Origin of the sequence: Niveibacterium sp. 24ML (assembly GCF_026586805.1) — a bacterium.
GTDB lineage: Bacteria > Pseudomonadota > Gammaproteobacteria > Burkholderiales > Rhodocyclaceae > Niveibacterium.
In genome coordinates, this window is record NZ_JAPFHA010000002.1 from 176,818 (window position 1) to 194,890 (window position 18,073).

Here is an 18,073-nt window from a genome sequence, read left to right on the forward strand (position 1 = left end):
CGAAAGGCGCTAACGCACAGACGGCATCAGGCTTTCGTAAAGCGTGCGGTAGTGGGCGGCGGCGTGCTTCCAGCTGAATTGCCCGCGCATGCCGTTTTTCTGCAACTGGCGCCAGCGCACCGGGTCGCGGAACAGCGTCATGGCGCGCCGCACGCAAGCCAGCAAGGCTTCGCCGCTGGCGTGGTCGAAGGCGAAGCCGTTTGCGCTGCCGTGCGCAAGGGTGGCTTCGTTTGCATCCACCACCGTATCGGCCAGGCCGCCGGTGCGCCGGACGATGGGGGGCGTGCCGTAGCGCAGGCTGTACATCTGGTTCAGGCCGCAGGGTTCGAAGCGCGAGGGCATCAGAAAAATGTCGGCGCCGGCTTCGATCTGGTGAGCCAGCCGTTCGTCGTACCCCACGGTGACGGAAACGCGCCCGGGGTGTCTGGCGGCAAGGGCGCGGAGCCCGGCCTCCAGCGGCTTTTCGCCGGATCCGATGATCGCCAGTTGCGCCCCCATCTGAACCAGGCTGTCGCCCTCTTCGATCAACAGATCGGTGCCTTTCTGGTGGACCATGCGGCTGACCACACCCAGCACCGGTGTCGTATCGGTATCAAGCCCGAGTTCGGCCCGCAGGGCCCGGGTGTTGGCGGCTTTCTGGTCTAGCGTGTCGATCGTGTAGCGGGTGTCGATCAAGGGGTCGGTGGCGGGGTTCCATTCCTCTTCATCGATGCCGTTGAGGATGCCGGTGAGCCGGTTGCGGCGGTAGCGCAACAGGCCATCGAGCCCGCAGCCGTAGGCTTCGGTCTGCATCTCGCGGGCGTAGTTGGGGCTCACGGTGGTGATGCGATCGCACAGTTGCAGCCCGGCCTTGAGGAAGGAGAGCTTGCCGTGAAACTCGATGCCATCGAAGCGGAAGGCGCGCCGAGGCAAGCCCAGATCGCCAATGCAGGATTCGGGGAACTGGCCGTGGAAGGCGAGGTTGTGCACCGTCAGCACGCTGGGTGTTTCGCCATTGAGGTAGTGCAGGTAAGCGGGGGCGAGGGCGGTGTGCCAGTCGTTGCAGTGGAGTACATCGACCGGCCAGCCGGTGGCGCCGCCGTTCTCGCATAGCCACGCTGCAACGCGCGAGAGCATTCCGAAGCGCCAGACGTTGTCGTTCCACGCTTCGCCACTGGCCTCGGTGTAGGGGTTGCCCTCGCGCTCGAAGCGGCTGGGGCAGTCGAGCAGCCAGAGCGTGACGCCGGCGGCGATTTCGCCGGCGTCCAGCACGCGGCATTCGGGCAGGCGCAGCGCCAAGCCGGGAATCCGCACGCGCTCACGCGCTTCGGGGAAGGCCCGCGCGAGAGCCGGATAGCACGGCACCAGCACGCGCAAGTCGCACCCCGCGCGGGCTAGTGCGGGCGGCAGGGCGGCCGCAACATCGCCCAGCCCCCCGGTTTTTACCCAGGGGGCGATCTCGGATGTGGCGAAGAGGATGTGCGGTGACTTGCGCCGCTTCATCGGATGAAATGCACCTGTTGCCCCAGCATGGCCGGGGTGACCAGCGTGATCCCTGACTCGGTGACATGGAAGCGCTTGCGATCGGCGACAGGGTCGACCCCGATCTGCGTCCCGGGCGGAATCTCGCAATGCTTGTCGACGATGCACTTCTTGAGCACGCAATTGCGGTGCACTTCAACATTGGGCAGCAAGACCGAGTCTTCGATCAGCGAATAGCTGTTGATGTGCACGCCCGAGAACAGCATCGTGCGGCGGATCGTCGAACCGCTGACGATGCAGCCGCCCGAAACCATCGAGTCGATTGCGGCACCGCGCCGGCCGTCGTCGTCGAAGACGAATTTTGCCGGCGGGCTTTGCGGCTGCCAGGTCCAGATCGGCCAGCTTTCGTCGTACAGGTTCAGTTGCGGGATCACCTGCACCAGATCCATGTTCGCTTCCCAGTACGCATCCAGCGTACCGACGTCGCGCCAGTAAGCCGGCTTGCCCGGTTCGCCGACCGAGCTTTCCGCGAAGCTGTGGGCGTAGGTGCGATAGCGTTTGACGCAATGAGGAATCACATCCTTGCCGAAGTCGTGGCTGGACTTCGGGTCGTCGGCGTCACGCAGCAACTGCTCGAAGAGGAAGCGGGCGTTGAAGACGTAGATGCCCATGCTGGCAAGTGCGGTATCGGGTTTGCCGGGCATGTGCTTGGGCTCGGCCGGCTTTTCGGCGAAGTTGACGATGCGGTTCTTGTCATCGACTTCCATGACACCGAAGCCCTTGGCCTCTTCAATCGGCACTTCGATGCACGCCACCGTGAGGTCGGCGTTGTTCTCGGCGTGGGCGGCCAGGATGCGGCCGTAGTCCATGCGATAGATGTGGTCGCCCGAGAGGATCAGCACATACTCCGGGTTCGCGCGGCGAATTTCGTCCAGGTTCTGGAAGATCGCGTCGGCGGTGCCTTGGTACCACTGCGATTCATCGATCTGTTGCTGGGCCGGCATGATCTCGATGAATTCACCGAGGCGGCCATCGAGAAAGCTCCAGCCGAGCTGGATGTGGCGGATCAGGCTTTGCGCCTTGTACTGCGTGGCAACACCAACGCGCCGGATGCCAGAGTTCACGCAGTTCGAGAGCGTGAAGTCGATGATGCGGAACTTGCCGCCGAAAGGCACTGCGGGCTTTGAGCGCCAATCGGTCAGTTGCCGCAGGCGGCTGCCGCGCCCGCCGGCCAGGACCATCGCAAATGTGTTCCGTGTGAGCTGGCTGACAAAGCGCGGCTCACGATTGCTCCGCGAACGAACGCCGCTCGCCTGTTCTGTTGGCATGATGCCCCCCTCTTGATGTGTAGTGGATCTGCAGCCATCGAACCAGCCCCCCGACCGGTGCGATGCCGCCAAATCTGCCATCCTGCTGTTTCCGGCGTGCTATCAAGCAAGCGTGATGCCGATTGCACTGTTGCGCGCGTACTTGAACCTCGCTTTAAGTATCACTGCCGCCGCATCTACCGCAATCCAAGCATGAAAGCCTGTTGTTCCAGATCACGTCGGCGAGTGCATCCGCGCAACAATACGCAGCCATGCGCCTTTGCAGGGCGCTGGCGCCAAAGCTGTGCGCCGCTGGGCGCATCATCGCACGGCGGTGTGCATCGATGCTGCACTGCAGGCTTTGCACCATACGGTACGGTATGGTGTAATGCGCCGCATCCGGGGCGGTCTGCCGCACCCGGGCCGATTTCTTGAGGAGTTGCGCCATGACGCTCGCCCATCCGTATCCGCATCTGCTATCGCCCCTTGACCTGGGTTTTACGACCCTGCGTAACCGCACCCTGATGGGTTCGATGCATACGGGCCTGGAAGAAGCCAAGGATGGCACCGACCGCATGGCGGCGTTCTACGCCGAGCGCGCCAAGGGGGGCGTCGGGCTTATCGTGACCGGCGGCATCGCCCCAAACCTGCAAGGGCGTGCCTACCCCTCGGCGGCGCAGTTGTCGTGGCGCTGGCAGGTCGGCCATCACAAGCCGGTGACCGATGCCGTGCACGAAGCGGGCGGCAAGATCGCGATGCAGATCCTGCATACCGGCCGCTATGCCTACCACCCGCTGGCGGTGTCCGCCTCGCGCATCAAGTCGCCGATCAGTCCGTTCAAACCGTGGGAACTGGGCCGCTTTGGCATCGCCAAGACGATCCGCGATTTCGCCAACTGCGCGGCGCTGGCGCGCAAGGCCGGCTACGACGGCGTCGAGGTGATGGGCAGCGAGGGCTACCTGATCAACCAGTTCATCGCGTCCTGCACCAACCACCGCACCGATGCCTGGGGCGGCGAGTTCAAGAATCGCATCCGCTTCCCGATTGAGGTCGTGAAGGCGGTGCGCAAGGCGGTCGGGCCGGATTTCATCATCATTTACCGGCTCTCGATGCTCGATCTGGTGGAGGGCGGCAGCACCTGGGCCGAGGTGGTGGAACTGGCGCAGGCGATCGAAGATGCCGGCGCGACGATCATCAACACCGGCATCGGCTGGCACGAGGCCCGCGTGCCGACGATCGCCACCAGTGTGCCGCGCGCGGCCTTCGCCTGGGTGACCAAGCGCTTGAAGGACGCAAACGTGGTGAAGATTCCGCTCATCACCACCAACCGCATCAACACGCCGGAAGTCGCCGAGCAGGTGCTGGCCGATGGCTGCGCCGACATGGTGTCGATGGCGCGCCCCTTCCTTGCCGACCCGGCTTTCGTGAACAAGGCCAAGGCGAACAAGGCCGACGAGATCAACACCTGCATTGGTTGCAATCAGGCCTGCCTTGACCATGTGTTCGAGCAGAAGCTCGCGTCGTGTTTGGTGAACCCGGTCGCGGGGCGCGAGACGGAGCTCAAGTTCGTTCCGACTGCCAAGAAGAAGTCTGTTGCCGTTGTCGGCGCCGGCCCGGCCGGTATGGCGACCGCGATGTACGCCGCGCAGCGCGGCCTGGCGGTGACCCTGTTCGATGCGCAGGACGAGTTGGGCGGCCAGCTCAACATCGCCAAGCAGGTGCCGGGCAAGGAAGAGTTCTACGAGACGATCCGCTACTTCAAGCGCCAGCTCGAAAACGCCAAGGTCGATCTGAAGCTTGGCAAGCGGGTCGAAGCCGCAGAGCTGAAGGGCTTCGACGAGGTGGTCATTGCCACCGGGATCCAGCCGCGCAGCCTCGCGGTGCCCGGCGGCGATCATCCGAAAGTGCTCTCGTACATCGACGTGCTCCGCCACAAGAAGCCGGTCGGCAAGCGAGTTGCTGTGGTCGGCGCGGGGGGTATTGGCTTTGACGTGGCCGAGTTCCTGACCCACGAAGGGCACTCGCTGGCGCTCGATCTGGATGGCTGGCTCAAGGAGTGGGGCGTCGATGCCAGCTACGAGCGCGGTGGCGCGCTGACCAAGCCGCAACCCGCACCCAGCCCGCGCGAGGTGGTGATGCTCCAGCGCAAGGCCAGCAAGATGGGGGCCGGACTGGGCAAGACCACCGGCTGGATTCACCGTGCTGCGCTCAAGAACAAGAAGGTCGAAATGATCAGCGGCGTCGAATACCTGAAAGTGGACGACGCGGGCCTGCACATTCGTGTTGGCGACAAGGAGCACGTACTGCCGGTTGACAACATCGTGGTGTGCGCCGGCCAGACACCGCTGCGGGAACTGGCGGACCAGCTTGCCGCGCTGGGCAAGACTGCCCATGTGATCGGCGGCGCGGACGTCGCGGCGGAGCTCGACGCCAAGCGCGCGATCCGCCAGGGGGCGGAACTGGCCGCGTCGCTGTAAGGGGGCGTCATGAACACCAAGCCCAACCGCCTTGCGCGCACGCTCGCCAAGCTCTACGCGCTGCCGGCCTTCCTGCGCGGCGCCGCGCGCAATTTCGCACTGCGTCGCGCGGTGCCCTTCACCGGCACGGCGAAGCTCGATTACGTCGAGATGACGCCGACGCGCGTCGAAATCGCCATCGCCAACCGTCGCCCGGTGCAGAACCACATCAAGGGCGTGCACGCAGCGGCGACAACCCTGCTGGCGGAAACCGCCACCGGCATGGTGGTCGGGATGAACGTGCGCGACGACTGCCTGCCGCTCGCCAAGTCGCTCACGGTGCACTTCCGCAAACGCGCCACCGGCAGCCTGCGCGCGGTTGCCACGCTGACGCCCGAGCAGCGGCAACTGATGCAGGACTGCGACAAGGGGGAGGTCAGCGTTGCCGTCATCGTCACTGACGAAGCCGGCGAGCACCCGGTTGAGTGCGAGTACCTTTGGGCCTGGATTCCGGCCAATCGTCCCAAGCCCTGAGGGGGCTCCGACGACGGTGAACGCGGTCCCTCATGCCGAGCTTGACGCGGCGCACTGACGATGCCTGCCTGCGCCGCGAGCAGCGCCGTGGCGAGAGGTAGCGGCGCGCTCACCGCGTACAGCGTGAGCAGCGCCACGAGGGCGGGGTAGGGTGTGAAGTGGCGATTCGGAACTGATCGCCGCGTGCGCAAACGGATGGATGGCCATCAAACGTCCGAACGACTGCTCTGTTGGGGCTTCTCTGAGCCAGCCGACATGGCACGCCCTTCGAAAATGAAAGCGCGGCGGCCGGCAAGTCGTGGCGCTGCGCGAATGGCACATTGCCGATCAGGGAATGGAGTCGATCGGCATGGGGGCCGGCATCGTCACGGGCGGCGGCATGCCGACGCGGATGACGCCGCCGGAGACGGCGAGAACTTCTTGGGTGTCGCGTTGTTGCATAGTCTTCCTCACGAGCTTGCGTCTTACGTATTCAACTTTCAATTCAACGGGTTGCTCTGTGCGTGGCGTCCCAGTGAATGATGACCCCGACCCTGTCCGGCCTATCCTCGACCGGGGTGCGCATGGGAACCCCGATCAGCTGCCAAGCGATCATGAAATCACCCGCGGAGCCAGCGACCATGAGCAACGCGATGCCCGCGACGAGCGGTTCGCTGTTGCTGGTTGCCCAGACGAATGGCCCGATTCCAAGCAATAAAGCAGGGGCAAGGCCGCCAGCGAGGTTGATCCAAGCTGGCAAACGTCCGACGGGGTGAGCGTATGGCGCCAGGTAGCGCCAATTGATTCCGAAGCGCACATGCGTTTCGCGGTGGTGCGCTGAAAGCGCCTTCCACGTCAGTGCATGCACCGCCTCGTGTACGACAGTGAGGACCAGCAATATCGGGATCAATTGGAGGACTGGGATGTCGAACACCGCCTTGACTACACCGCCCCCCCAAAGTGTCTTGTATGCCCAGTCGCCAACTGCAGCAACAAAAATTGCAATGGGCGCCGAACTGACGTTCGCCCGCAACATGGAGACGCTGCGGTCTTCCATTCTTCCGTGAAGCACTGCTGATGACATATTGCCGCTTTCGAGCGCATCTATTGAGCTTGGCGCCATGCGAGGCGCGAAGAGCGAAGAGCCTCGCATGGCGCCGCCGCGTTACTTGGTCAGGTAGGCGTGAAGCGCCATGCTGGCGATGAAACCCAACAGGAACGGATTGCCACCAGACACTTCATCGACTTCGTTCATCGTAATTTCTTGCATGATTCTCTCCAAAAGTCTCGATCGTGATATGCCTCACAAATACGGCGACATCATTTTTGCAAAAAAAAAAACGACCAAAGCAATGTGTCGTCACCCGATTTCGTGAATTTTTGCGGACTCAATGCAAACACAAGATTTCCCGATCAAGTAAGGCAAGAACGTGCCGCGGCACCGTCCGGTCGCCCGCTGTTCCGCCGCGAGGCGATGGAGCATAGCGCGGAGCGCCGCCACGGGCGTGTGCTTTTGTCCCGCTCCGGGGTGCTCGAGGGGGGGGCGTGGATTCCATCCACCAAGCCTGTGCGCTGACGCAGCAGCGCACGCGCGAACGCCTTCCTCAAAGTCGCGTACAAGGACGCGACGTCCGGCGCTAACCTGGCGGTAAGCCCAGACTATTCGAAAAGTCTGATCCGCACGCAATGCACACTGCTCACGCACAGCCGCCAGCCGGGCGGTCAAGCGGAGCAGTCGAGACCCTCGCCACGCGCGTGCATCGCCCTCGCGCAACGTGACGCAGCGGCAAAAGCGCGGCGCGGCTTGATGCACATCGCCGTCATTTCGCCCGCAGACGCGCTACTCTGGCGCCCACCTCGTCCTTGGGAGCTCGTGTGCACCTGCTGATTCGCTTTCTTGCCGCGCTCGGCGCCGGCTTCTTGGGCCAAAGCTGTCTGGCCGCCGACTCACTTGTCTGCCATGTCACCTACGGTGGCGAAACGCAGACCATGCGCGCCGACACCGCGCCCAGCCCCTACCAGATATCGCCGGTGGCGGTGGGGTCCTACTTCCTGTTCCGCATGGTGGTCGAGCGTAACGCCGGATCTCTGGCCGCCGTGAAGCTCTACACCTATGCCGACCGCGATGAGACTGCCGTGCCCATCCATGTGGCCGAGTTTCCCTACCCGCCGGTGGCCGGGCGCCGCCATGGCTTCACCGGCATTCAGCGGGTGTATGAACCGGTGCGTGATGGCGAGCTTGAATACTGGTGCGAGATGCGCAAGCGGGGGGCGGCAAAGTGAGCGCGCTCAAGACCCCATTCGCACTGCTGTTGGCGCTGGCCGCACAGGTGTCGCTCGCCAGCAGCCTTGAACTGGCATTTGTCGGCGATCTGATGCTCGACGATGGCCCTGGCAAAACCATCGCCGCCGGGGGCGATCCGCTTGCCGCGTGGGATGCCGAGCTGCGCAGCGCCGACTACACGATCGGCAACCTCGAATGCCCGGTTGCTACCACCGGCAAACCGCTTGAAAGCAAGATCTTCAGCTTCCGCGCCGATCCGCGCGTGATGCGTGTGCTCGCCGGCCGCTTCGATGCACTGGCGCTCGCCAACAATCACTCGGGCGACTACGGGCGCGAAGCCTTCCTTGAAACACTCACGCACCTGAAGGCGGCCGGCATCGCCGCGTTCGGCGGTGGCGCCAACCTCACGCAAGCGCACGCGCCGCTCTGGATCGAGCAGAAGGGCCTGCGCATCGCGGTGCTCAGCTACAACGAGTTCAAGCCGCGCAGCTTCGAAGCGGGCGCCAACTGGCCCGGCATCGCCTGGAGCGAAGACAGCCATGTGGTGGCCGACATCAAGGCTGCGCGTGCAGCAGGCGCCGACCTGGTGATCCCGTTCATGCACTGGGGCTGGGAGCACGAAACCCAACCCTCTGCGCGCCAGCACGCATTGGCGCGCCTGATGATCGACGCCGGCGCCGATGCAGTGGTGGGCGGGCATCCGCATGTCACCCAGGGCGCGGCGGTGTACCGCGGCAAGCCCATCATCTGGAGCCTTGGCAACTTCGTGTTCGACAGCTTCACCACGCGCGAGACCACCACCGGCTGGCTCTTGCGCATGACGGTGGACCGCGCCGGCGTTGCCGCCTGGCGCACGGTAGAGGCGCGCATGGACGAAGCCGGCACCCCGCACCGCAGCCCGGATGCACGTACGCCTTGCTGGCGGCGCGGTCAAACCCAAGTGGCCGAATGCGGCGCCAACTAAGCCGATCGCGGCCGCGTACGCGCTTGTAGGGCACCCGCCATAGGGCTATTGTGGAAATGGGATCGCCGCGCCCCGCGCGTGGCGGTCGGGGTCAATCGGATCCGCAAACGGGGGACAAAATGTCTGGCAAGAAGAACAAGCACAAGCACGAAGAAGCAACGCACGACATCGCTGCGGCGAGCAGCGAACCAATGAGCACCAAGGCTTACGAGAAGGAACTCAAGCGCCTGCATGTTGAATTGGTGAAACTGCAACAATGGGTCGTCGCCAAGGGCCTGAAGGTCTGCATCGTTTTTGAAGGGCGCGATGGCGCGGGCAAGGGCGGCACGATCAAGGCGATCACAGAGCGAGTCAGTCCGCGTGTGTTCCGGGTTGTGGCGCTGCCTGCACCGACCGAGCGCGAAAAGACGCAGATGTATATCCAGCGCTATATCCCCCACTTCCCCGCGGCGGGTGAAGTCGTGATCTTCGATCGCAGTTGGTACAACCGCGCAGGGGTCGAGCGCGTGATGGGCTTCGCCAAGCCCGAGCAGGTCGAGAAGTTTCTTGACGTCGTGCCGATGGTCGAAAAGGCAATGGTCGAGTCCGGCATCATCCTGCTCAAGTACTGGCTTGAAGTCAGCCCCGAAGAACAGGAGCGCCGCCTGCGCGACCGCATCGACGACGGACGCAAGGTCTGGAAGCTGACCGCGATGGATGTGAAGTCCTTCGACAAGTGGGACGACTACACCGTGGCGCGCGACGCGATGTTTGCCAAGACCGATTCGTCCTGGGCGCCGTGGTTTGCCGCGCGCTCGGAAGACAAGAAGAAGGTGCGGCTGAATGTCATCAGCCACCTGCTGGCACATGTGCCGTACGAAGAAATCCCGGCCGAAAAGGTCAAGCTGCCCAAGCGCAAGATCGGCAAGGTCAAAGCCGCCGAATACCCGTTCAAGTACGTGCCTGAGAAATACTGATCCGCCCGGCCGGCATCCAGGTGCCGGCCGAATCGGACGCCGCAGAAACCCGCTCAGGCGGGTTTCTTGTTTTGGGCGACGTAGCGCTCGATGGCCGTCTGCGCGTTGAAGAACATGCGCTCCCGCCCAAGGCGCTCTGCCAGGCCGGCGTGTTGAACCATGGTCAGCGCGTCCGGGTTAAGGCCCGCCAGCCACAAGGTGATGCCGCGCTCGGCCACCCGCTTGTCACCGTCGGCCAGCATCTGCAGCGCCGAGTACTCGATATCCGGCACCCGGCTCATGTCGAGCACCACCACGCGCGGCTTGTGCTCTGCCATCAGCTCGTTCAGCCGGTCGGCAATCACGTTGGCGTTGAGAAAGAAGATCCGCCCCTCGGGCCGCACCACCATCAGCCCCTCAAAGCGTTCGTCCTCCGGGTGCTCGGCCGAGAGCGGGCGCAGCACATCGGTGCCCGGCTTGCGGCCCAGCACGTGCACATGCGGTCGTGCGGTCTGGCTGGCCAGGCCCAGCAGCGAAATGATGATCGCCACCAGAATGCCGTTGAGCGTGCCGAACAGCAGCACCCCGAGCATCGCCGCGCAGGCCCAGCGGAATTCCATGTTGCGGATCTTGCGGATCGCGATGAATTCCTTCGGCTGGATCAGCCCCACTGAATACACGATCACCACCGCCGCGAGCGTCGCGTTGGGCAGCAGGCCGAGCATCGGCGCGAGCAACAGCATCGTTGCCAGCGCCGCACCCGCGGTGACCAGCGAGGCCTTCTGCGATTGCGCGCCGGCCGAGCGGGCCACGGCCGTTTGCGAGGTGCCGCCGCCAGCCGGCATCGCACCCAGGAAGGCGCCCCCCAGATTGGCCGCGCCGGTGGCGATCAGCTCACGATTGGCGTTGACTCGCGGCTCGTCGTTGCGTGCAAACGCGCGGCCCGCAGCAATCGTTTCGGTGAAGCTCATCAGCGCAATGCCGGCCGCGCCGGGCACAAGTTGGGCGAGTAGCGATACGTCTGGCAGCGTCAGCGAAGGGAAGCCCTGCGGAATCTGCCCAACGATCGACACCCCCATCGCCTGCAGGCCGATCAGCCATGACGCGGCGATGCCGCCCCCCACCGCCACCAGTGGCGCAGGCGAATGCGGCCAGAGCTTCTCCATGCCGATCAGCACCACCAGCGTGGCGAGCGCCACCAGCGCCGTCAGCATCGAAGCGTCGGGCACATGCTGCACAACCGAGATCAGATCCTGGAAGAAACCCTGCTTGGTGATGTGCAGGCCCAGCAGCTTCGGCACCTGATCAAGCAGGATCACCAAGCCGATGCCCGCCTTGAAGCCGGTGAGAACCGGCGTCGAAATGAAATTCGCCACAAAGCCCAGGCGCAGCGCGGCGGCCAGCATCAGCATCACGCCCACCAGCGCGCTCAGCGTTGCCGCCGCTGTCAGCAGCTTGGCCGGATCGCCGTCTGGCACCACCAGCGCCAGCTCGGTGCCCGCCAGAATCGCGAGCGTGGTGGTAGAGCTGACACTGAGCACGCGCGAGGTGCCAAGCAGCGCGTAGATCACCATCGGGATCAGCGCCGTGTACAAGCCCACGGCAACCGGCAAACCAGCCACGGTGGCATAGGCCATCGCCTTGGGCAGCACCACCGCCGCAGCGGTGAGCCCGGCGATCACATCGAATCGCAGCGTCGGGCTGCCAGCCGGCGGCGCCGGTGGGGCAGCGGTAGGGGCGTGGCTCATGTGGCGACTCCTGATGGACGAATGTCGCCGATTATGCGCCCCGTGTAGGCGTGCCGATAGCCGCGCCGCTATGCGCTTGGCTTGGGGCGATGCGCGGGCTTGAGCCGGATGTACACCGTCTTGCTGACTTTCGCGATCAGCCGATCGTCCGCACCGAGCACATCCACATGAAAGCTCGGCAGGTACTTGTCGCCGCCGCGCGTCTGCTCGGTCACGTCCGCGATCTGCGCGTCATTCATGCGGAACCGCGCGGTGACCGTGCCCCGCCCCGGTGCCACGAACTCGATGCTCGCCGCGCGATCCCACACCAGATACTTCGGCCCCAGGATGTGCATCAGCATCAACATGAAGAACGGGTCGGTCATCGAAAACAGATTGCCGCCGAAGTGGCTGCCGACGTAATTGCGGTTGTACCAATGCAGCTTCAGCGCCACATCCACTTCGCGGAAGTCGTCCGAAATCCGCTTGACGCGGATGCCGGCGAAAAAAAAGGGCGGCCAGAAGTTCATCAGGCGGCGCAGCGTGCTGGCTTTCATCGCAGTCCTTGCTTGGGCAGGTAGCGGCATTCTGCAGCAAGCGCAAGGCGCTGGCGATCAGGGCAATCCGCGCGCGCTCAGGCGTAGCGCGGCAGGCGCATTGCTTCATGGGGGGGGCCATTGGGCCTGTGATGGCTGTCGCGCTAGCTCACCGCCATCAAGTTGCGCCGCGCTTGCGCTTCAAAGCGTTCGCGGAAATGGGCCGTGCTGTAAATGCTGGGGCGCGCGAGAAATGCGCGCAGCACGCTGCGGCGCTTGAGCTTGTACACCACCCCCGGCACCCAACTGTATTCCGCCCGAACCTGCTTGTCATACTCGGCAAAGCGCTCCGGCGCTGCGCCCAGGATCGCAAGGTCGATGTCGACGAGCACTTGCTCGTCAGGCTGCACCGGCGTCGAGTCATGCCGCGTCGCCATGATCAACAGCTCGACGCGTCCCCGCGTAGCCTCACTCGCCCCACAGGCCGCAAGCGTCCGCATCGCCCAATCGGCGCTTTGTCGCTCATTGTCCTTGCCGCGCACATCGTAGACCGCGTCGTGAAACCAAAGCGCAATCGCAAGCTCACCCGGATGTCGGGCCAGGTGGCAAACGTCCTCGAAGTGTGTCACGCACTCCGTTAAATGCTGAAGCGAGTGGTAATGCCGCTGTGCTTCCTGGTACGCAGCGACGAGCTGCTCAAACAGCCCTGATGGTGGCTGTAGCCCGAGATCAGACCAAGCCTTGGTCCATGAGGTTTCGAGGATGCTCATTCGCATTGACGAAGATTTGGGCTGACCGGTCGCCGCAGCGGGATGCGCGGAGGAAATCCGCGTGCGCGGCATTGGAGTGCTCTGCTGACCGCCATGCTTGACCGCCGAGACGGTATCTACACGGCTTGCGCTTCGCTTGCCACAGGTCGTAAGCGACTTGTTGTATCGACAGGGCGTCCGCGCGTGCCCCGTCGACCTCGGATCGCCAGGCTTCCAGGCGCCGTACATTGTCGATCGAAACGGCCGCACGGCCGTTCAGCACTCGTGGCAGCGCGGCCTCCGGTCAAGCCGAGTTCCGGCATGACTTTCTCGCACAGGACTTCGCCAGGGTGGCTCGGTTCTTCGGCCGATCGCAAGATCTCTGCACTCATGTCGTGGCACCGATTAACGCGAACTGGGCGTCGAAGTGGCGCCGCAGCACGTGCAACATCTCGTCGTTCGCGCCATGCGCTTGCATGGTCACATACCACTGGTCCCGGACCGTCTGAATAATCTCGTCGATGATCTTGGCGGCTTCTGCAGGCCCGAGTCCGAAGTGCGGCGCAGCCTCGCGAGCCAGGTCAAGGTGTGCGTCGTATCGGCCCGGCAGAATCGCCAGTTCTTGGCGTCCCAGGTTGTGGCGCTGGGGAACAAGGTCAAACGCGGGCGAAAGTCGATAGTGGCCGTGTCCGACGTGCAGCACGCCATGATTCTTGATGTGATCGTCGGTGTTGTCGATCGCCATGTTGAACACCATACGCCTGAAGAGCTCGACAACGTCGAGGGTCGGCGCGAAAGAGATGCGCCGCAGCACTTGGGCGAACTCGACGTAACTGCCGGCGGAGGATTCGTAGGGCACATCGAGTAGCGCGGACGCGGAGAGAAAGTGGAAACGGAGCTCGTCAGCGATGGGGCCTTCCCGATCGAAGCGCCGCAGCACCAGGGCGTTGCCACGCCGGATAGGCTGCAGGAAGTACTGCGGAACGCGAATGCCGCAGGTCCTGGCCAAGCCTAGCGAGCCAGCCTCAAGCACCTGTACGTCAACTTCATCGTCTCGGGCTGGGAACTTGGCGATATGTCGGCGCCCTTCATGGATGAAGCTTGCCTTAGGGCGTGCACCGCCGAGGCTTCCACCCTGCTGCAGCAATCGCTGCAGCGCCTTCGGTATCTCCATGTGGTATTCGAGTCGGTGCGCGGCATCGGCCAGGGCGTCCAGTTCGAACAGATCCGCAGTGGGTTCCTCCGCCGGAATCGGCAGCGTTTCCGAGAAGACCAACGCGCCGACGCGATCGGCGTTGGTTAGCAGAAGCACCTCGGTGTCATCCAGTTTCCGGCCGTACTTGGCTTCCAGCACCCAGCGTCCCCACGCATCAGGCAGTGCGTCGCACAAGGTCAGCGGCAGGGCGCCACCATCGCGCAGACGCTGCTCGGGCAGTTCGAACGGCTCTTGGCGTAGCGGCAGGTGTTCTGGGTTGAGGGAGATCATCTCCGGAGTGGTCAGGTAGCGGCGGCCGTAGGCGAACGACCCCGACTCGATCATGTCGCGGCGAACGAGTTTGAGGATGCCTGCGGGCACGGGCTCGCGCTGTCCGATCGGAACTATGCCGACGTACAGCGTGCGCTCAGAAATCACGTTCGTCCTCGCTGATCACGCCCGGTGCGGACGTGCCGGCCTTGCGCCGCACGCGCCGGCCGGCGGCTAGCGCAGCCGGCGCGGGCGCCACGGCGTCCAGGGTGTCGGCCTGGCCGAGCAGCCACAGAGCGTTCATCAGCACCCCCGTGCTGGTGGTGGGTTTGCCCGCTTCGAGCGCTCGGTAGGTGCCCGGCGAACAGAAGATCCGAGCGGCCATCTCCTGTACCGTCCAGCGGCTGAGCGTGCGATGGGCGCGCAGCCGCTCGCCCAGCCGTATCAATTTGGCGGCCGCTTCTGTGGGCAGGGCGGCGATTGCTCTTGAAGTTCTTGGCATCGATATACCGGCGATTAAAGTGCTTTGCGGTCATTATATTGACGGAAATGTAGAGGGCAAGCGTTCGCTGTGCCCCCAATCACCGTTCGAGATGCGGTGTCGCGTAGAGCCCAAGCCGCTCAAGCTTCTCGACGCTGATGCCTGCCAAGTCCTTCGTGCGCCGGCCGCAAAAGGGTCTCTCTGCGTCATCGACCAGAACGACACCGCTGGCGACGAGTTGCTGTTTGAAAACTCAAGCAGTTTTGATCGGCAGGGCGTCGAATTTCGTGCGCATTTGCGGCGCCGTCGAAAGATGGTTCATCACGTGGCTGGCGCGCAGAAAGAGCGCCGTTTCGAACTTGCCGCTTTCCAGACGGAAGGTGTCCCAGGTGTATGGGTGCTCGAAACGATTGGACTCAATTTCCGAGAGCAGGATTTCCGTGATCCAAACCCAGGGCAGGCGCACGCCATCGGTATCTGCGATGTGGCCGTTCATCTTGGCGATCACGTCTTCGGTAAAACCAGTGGCGGCTGGATCAAACTCCGCGAGATCGCACAGCAAGTCCTGAGCTCGGTGCGGCTCCGCACCTTTGGACTGCTTCCCGTGACAGGGACTGCATGTTTGTCGGTGCATCATTCCCACCGCGTCCGAAAGACGCTCCATCCTCGCCTTATCTGTGCTCGTTGAGCCGGGTCGCAATCGCCGCTTGACCTTCCCATCGTGGTAAGCCCAAGGCTGTAAGCTCTTGCTACTGTTTTGGAGTGCCTGCCATGAATGCGCCGCTTTCGCCCACACCGAATGAAGTCGACTTGCCGATCACCGGCATGAGCTGTGCCTCGTGCGTGGCGCGCTTGGAGCGCGCGCTGGGCGCGGTGCCGGGGGTGCGGGCGGTGAGCGTGAATCTGGCCACCGAGCGTGCGCGGATCGGCGGAGATGGGCCTCTGGATGTGGCGGCATTGCGGGCGGTGGTGCAGCAGACCGGCTTCGATGTGCCGCTGGCAGAGGTGGATATCGGTATCCAGGGCATGACTTGCTCCTCGTGTGTGGCGCGGGTGGAGAAGGGGCTCAAGCGGGTGCCGGGCGTGCTGGATGCGGCGGTGAACCTGGCCACCGAATCGGCGCGCATCCGCAGTTTGCCCGGCGTGACGCCGGATGCGCTGGCGGCGGCAGTGAGCGCGGTTGGCTTTACCCCGGTGCTCGCGCAGCCCGAAGCAGGCGAACCGGAAGTCGCGGATCGGCAGACCGAGGCCGCGCGTGCCGAGGGCTGGCGGGTGCTGCTGGCGGCGGCGCTGTCTTTGCCCCTGGTGCTGCCGATGGTCGCCGCGCTGTTCGACCAGCACTGGATGCTGCCGGGCGGGTTGCAACTGGTGTTGGCGACGCCGGTGCAGTTCTGGCTGGGTGCGCGCTTCTACCGCGCCGGCTGGCATGCGCTGCGGGCGCGCGCCGGCAACATGGATTTGCTGGTTGCCATTGGCACCTCGGCGGCCTGGGGCTTGTCGGTGTGGCAGTGGATTGGCGGCGGTGAGCATTTGTACTTTGAGGCCTCCGCCGTGGTGATCACGCTGGTGTTGCTGGGCAAGTGGCTGGAAGGGCGCGCGAAGCGGCAGACGGCGGCGGCGATCCGTGCCTTGCAGGCTTTGCGCCCCGACACCGCGCGCGTGCTCCGCCACGGCCGCGAGCAGATGCTGCCGCTCGCGCAACTGCGGCTGGGCGACAGTGTTGTCGTGCTGCCGGGCGAGCGGGTTGCGGTGGATGGCGAGATCCTTGAAGGCATCAGCCAGTTCGACGAATCGCTGATCACCGGCGAGAGCTTGCCGGTGGCGCGCGAAGTGGGCGAGCCGGTGATCGGTGGCGCGATCAACGGAGAGGGCAGGGTGGTGGTGCGCACCACGGCGCTGGGAGCCGAAAGCACGCTCGCCCGCATCATCCGGCTGGTTGAAAACGCGCAGGCCGCGAAGGCGCCGATCCAGCGGCAGGTGGATAAAGTCAGCGCGGTGTTCGTGCCGGTGGTGCTGGTGATTGCCTTGCTCACCTTCGCCGGCTGGTGGTTCGCCACCGGCGACTTCAGCAATGCGGTGATCAACGCGGTGGCGGTGATGGTGATCGCCTGCCCGTGTGCGCTCGGGCTCGCGACGCCGGCCGCGATCATGGCTGGCACCGGGGTTGCGGCGAAGCACGGCATCCTGATCAAGGACGCTGAAGCGCTCGAGATCGCGCACAGCGTCGGCATTGTGGCCTTCGACAAGACCGGCACGCTCACCGAAGGCCGGCCCACGCTTGCCGACATCGCAGCGTTGGGCGATGAGGCCGCGCTGCTGGCCGACGCCGCTGCCCTGCAGGCCGGTAGCGCCCACCCGCTGGCGCAGGCGGTGCTCGACGCCGCCAAGGCGCGCGGCATTGCGGTGCCTGCCGCAAGCGACCTGCGCGCGCTGCCCGGCCGTGGTGTGGCCGGGGTGCTGAACGACACCGCCCTGCAGTTGGGCAACACCCGCCTGCTCGACGAACTCGGGCTATCCGCGGGCGCTTTCGCTGCGCGTGCGGAGGCGCTGGCCGCGGCCGGGCGCACGGTGTCCTGGCTGATCGCCACGCCCGCGGGCGGTACGCCGCAGTTGCGCGGGCTGCTCGCCTTCGGCGATAGCGTCAAACCGCAGGCGATCGTTGCTGTACGCGAGCTGCGTGCCTTGGGTGTGAAGAGCGTGATGATCACCGGCGACAACGCGGGCGCAGCCAAGGCGGTGGCCGATGAGCTGGGCATCGACGAGGTGCTCGCCAACGTGCTGCCGGGCGACAAGGCCGCGCGCGTGGCGGCGCTCAAGGCGGGCGGTGTGCGTGTTGCGATGGTGGGCGACGGCATCAACGATGCGCCGGCACTGGCCGCAGCGGACGTGGGCATCGCCATGGCCACCGGCACCGAGGTGGCGATGCACGCCGCCGGCATCACGCTGATGCGCGGCGACCCGGCACTGATTGCCGATGCGCTGGATATCTCGCGCCGCACCTGGCGCAAGATCCGCCAGAACCTGTTCTGGGCCTTCGCCTACAACGTGGTCGGCATTCCGCTCGCGGCAGCCGGCATGCTCTCGCCGGTGATCGCCGGCGCGGCGATGGCCTTTTCCAGCGTCAGCGTGATCACCAACGCGCTCCTGCTCACCCGCTGGCGCCCCGCGGCGCGAAAGCCACAAGGCTGAGGACGA

16 protein-coding genes are annotated in these 18,073 nt (G+C 64.7%); 6 read left to right on the plus strand and 10 right to left on the minus strand.

Translation table 11 applies throughout. The features are described from left to right. Window positions 1–9 precede the first annotated feature (9 nt). From glgA to OPU71_RS02450, 3 genes are all read right to left on the minus strand, one after another. Window positions 10–1,482, minus strand: coding sequence for a glycogen synthase GlgA (glgA, locus tag OPU71_RS02440; RefSeq protein ID WP_267724656.1), 1,473 nt, complete (start codon window positions 1,480–1,482; stop codon window positions 10–12). After that, a complete protein-coding gene (glgC, locus tag OPU71_RS02445) occupies window positions 1,479–2,789 on the minus strand; it encodes a glucose-1-phosphate adenylyltransferase (RefSeq protein WP_267724657.1) in 1,311 nt (436 codons plus the stop codon). The genes glgA and glgC overlap by 4 nt, the downstream gene beginning before the upstream one ends. Window positions 2,790–2,943: 154 nt before the next feature. Further along, window positions 2,944–3,216, minus strand: coding sequence for a hypothetical protein (locus OPU71_RS02450; RefSeq protein ID WP_267724658.1), 273 nt, complete (start codon window positions 3,214–3,216; stop codon window positions 2,944–2,946). On the opposite strand from OPU71_RS02450, the gene OPU71_RS02455 reads away from it, so the two are divergent. Then, window positions 3,215–5,245, plus strand: coding sequence for an NADPH-dependent 2,4-dienoyl-CoA reductase (locus OPU71_RS02455; protein WP_267724659.1), 2,031 nt, complete (start codon window positions 3,215–3,217; stop codon window positions 5,243–5,245). The genes OPU71_RS02450 and OPU71_RS02455 overlap by 2 nt on opposite strands. Before the next feature lie 9 nt (window positions 5,246–5,254). Further along, window positions 5,255–5,758, plus strand: a complete 504-nt coding sequence (locus OPU71_RS02460; RefSeq protein ID WP_267724660.1) for a DUF4442 domain-containing protein — start codon at window positions 5,255–5,257, stop codon at window positions 5,756–5,758. Window positions 5,759–6,242: 484 nt separating this feature from the next. Here OPU71_RS02460 and OPU71_RS02465 read toward each other — a convergent pair whose 3' ends face one another. Next, window positions 6,243–6,860: a DUF3267 domain-containing protein gene (locus OPU71_RS02465; RefSeq protein ID WP_267724661.1), complete on the minus strand. Its 618-nt coding sequence runs from the start codon at window positions 6,858–6,860 to the stop codon at window positions 6,243–6,245. 752 nt (window positions 6,861–7,612) lie between these two features. Here OPU71_RS02465 and OPU71_RS02470 point away from each other — a divergent pair. From OPU71_RS02470 to ppk2, 3 genes are all read left to right on the plus strand, one after another. Then, window positions 7,613–8,020, plus strand: coding sequence for a hypothetical protein (locus OPU71_RS02470; protein WP_267724663.1), 408 nt, complete (start codon window positions 7,613–7,615; stop codon window positions 8,018–8,020). Further along, window positions 8,017–8,985: a CapA family protein gene (locus OPU71_RS02475; protein ID WP_267724665.1), complete on the plus strand. Its 969-nt coding sequence runs from the start codon at window positions 8,017–8,019 to the stop codon at window positions 8,983–8,985. The genes OPU71_RS02470 and OPU71_RS02475 overlap by 4 nt, the downstream gene beginning before the upstream one ends. 119 nt (window positions 8,986–9,104) lie before the next feature. After that, entirely contained in the window at window positions 9,105–9,941 is an 837-nt protein-coding gene (gene ppk2 / locus OPU71_RS02480) for a polyphosphate kinase 2 (protein ID WP_267724667.1), read from the plus strand. 53 nt (window positions 9,942–9,994) lie between these two features. On the opposite strand, the gene OPU71_RS02485 is transcribed toward ppk2, so the two are convergent. The 6 genes from OPU71_RS02485 to OPU71_RS02510 all read right to left on the minus strand — a co-directional run bounded on the left by OPU71_RS02485 (window position 9,995) and on the right by OPU71_RS02510 (window position 15,440). After that, a complete protein-coding gene (locus tag OPU71_RS02485) occupies window positions 9,995–11,668 on the minus strand; it encodes a SulP family inorganic anion transporter (protein WP_267724669.1) in 1,674 nt (557 codons plus the stop codon). 68 nt (window positions 11,669–11,736) lie between these two features. Next, a complete protein-coding gene (locus OPU71_RS02490) occupies window positions 11,737–12,204 on the minus strand; it encodes a DUF4442 domain-containing protein (RefSeq protein WP_267724672.1) in 468 nt (155 codons plus the stop codon). A 143-nt stretch (window positions 12,205–12,347) separates the two neighbouring features. Next, a complete protein-coding gene (locus OPU71_RS02495) occupies window positions 12,348–13,025 on the minus strand; it encodes an N-methyl-D-aspartate receptor NMDAR2C subunit (protein WP_267724673.1) in 678 nt (225 codons plus the stop codon). 295 nt (window positions 13,026–13,320) lie between these two features. After that, window positions 13,321–14,565, minus strand: a complete 1,245-nt coding sequence (locus tag OPU71_RS02500) for a type II toxin-antitoxin system HipA family toxin (RefSeq protein WP_267724675.1) — start codon at window positions 14,563–14,565, stop codon at window positions 13,321–13,323. Then, window positions 14,555–14,899 carry a helix-turn-helix domain-containing protein gene (locus tag OPU71_RS02505; protein ID WP_267724677.1) on the minus strand — a complete coding sequence of 115 codons (345 nt, stop codon included), beginning with the start codon at window positions 14,897–14,899 and terminating at the stop codon, window positions 14,555–14,557. The genes OPU71_RS02500 and OPU71_RS02505 overlap by 11 nt, the downstream gene beginning before the upstream one ends. 232 nt (window positions 14,900–15,131) lie before the next feature. Beyond that, complete coding sequence (locus OPU71_RS02510) at window positions 15,132–15,440, minus strand: hypothetical protein (protein WP_267724679.1); 309 nt, start codon at window positions 15,438–15,440, stop codon at window positions 15,132–15,134. Window positions 15,441–15,649: 209 nt separating this feature from the next. Here OPU71_RS02510 and OPU71_RS02515 point away from each other — a divergent pair, with 209 nt between their 5' ends. After that, on the plus strand, window positions 15,650–18,067 hold the full coding sequence (locus OPU71_RS02515; protein ID WP_267724681.1) for a heavy metal translocating P-type ATPase: 2,418 nt from the start codon (window positions 15,650–15,652) through the stop codon (window positions 18,065–18,067). The last annotated feature ends 6 nt before the right edge of the window (window positions 18,068–18,073 follow it).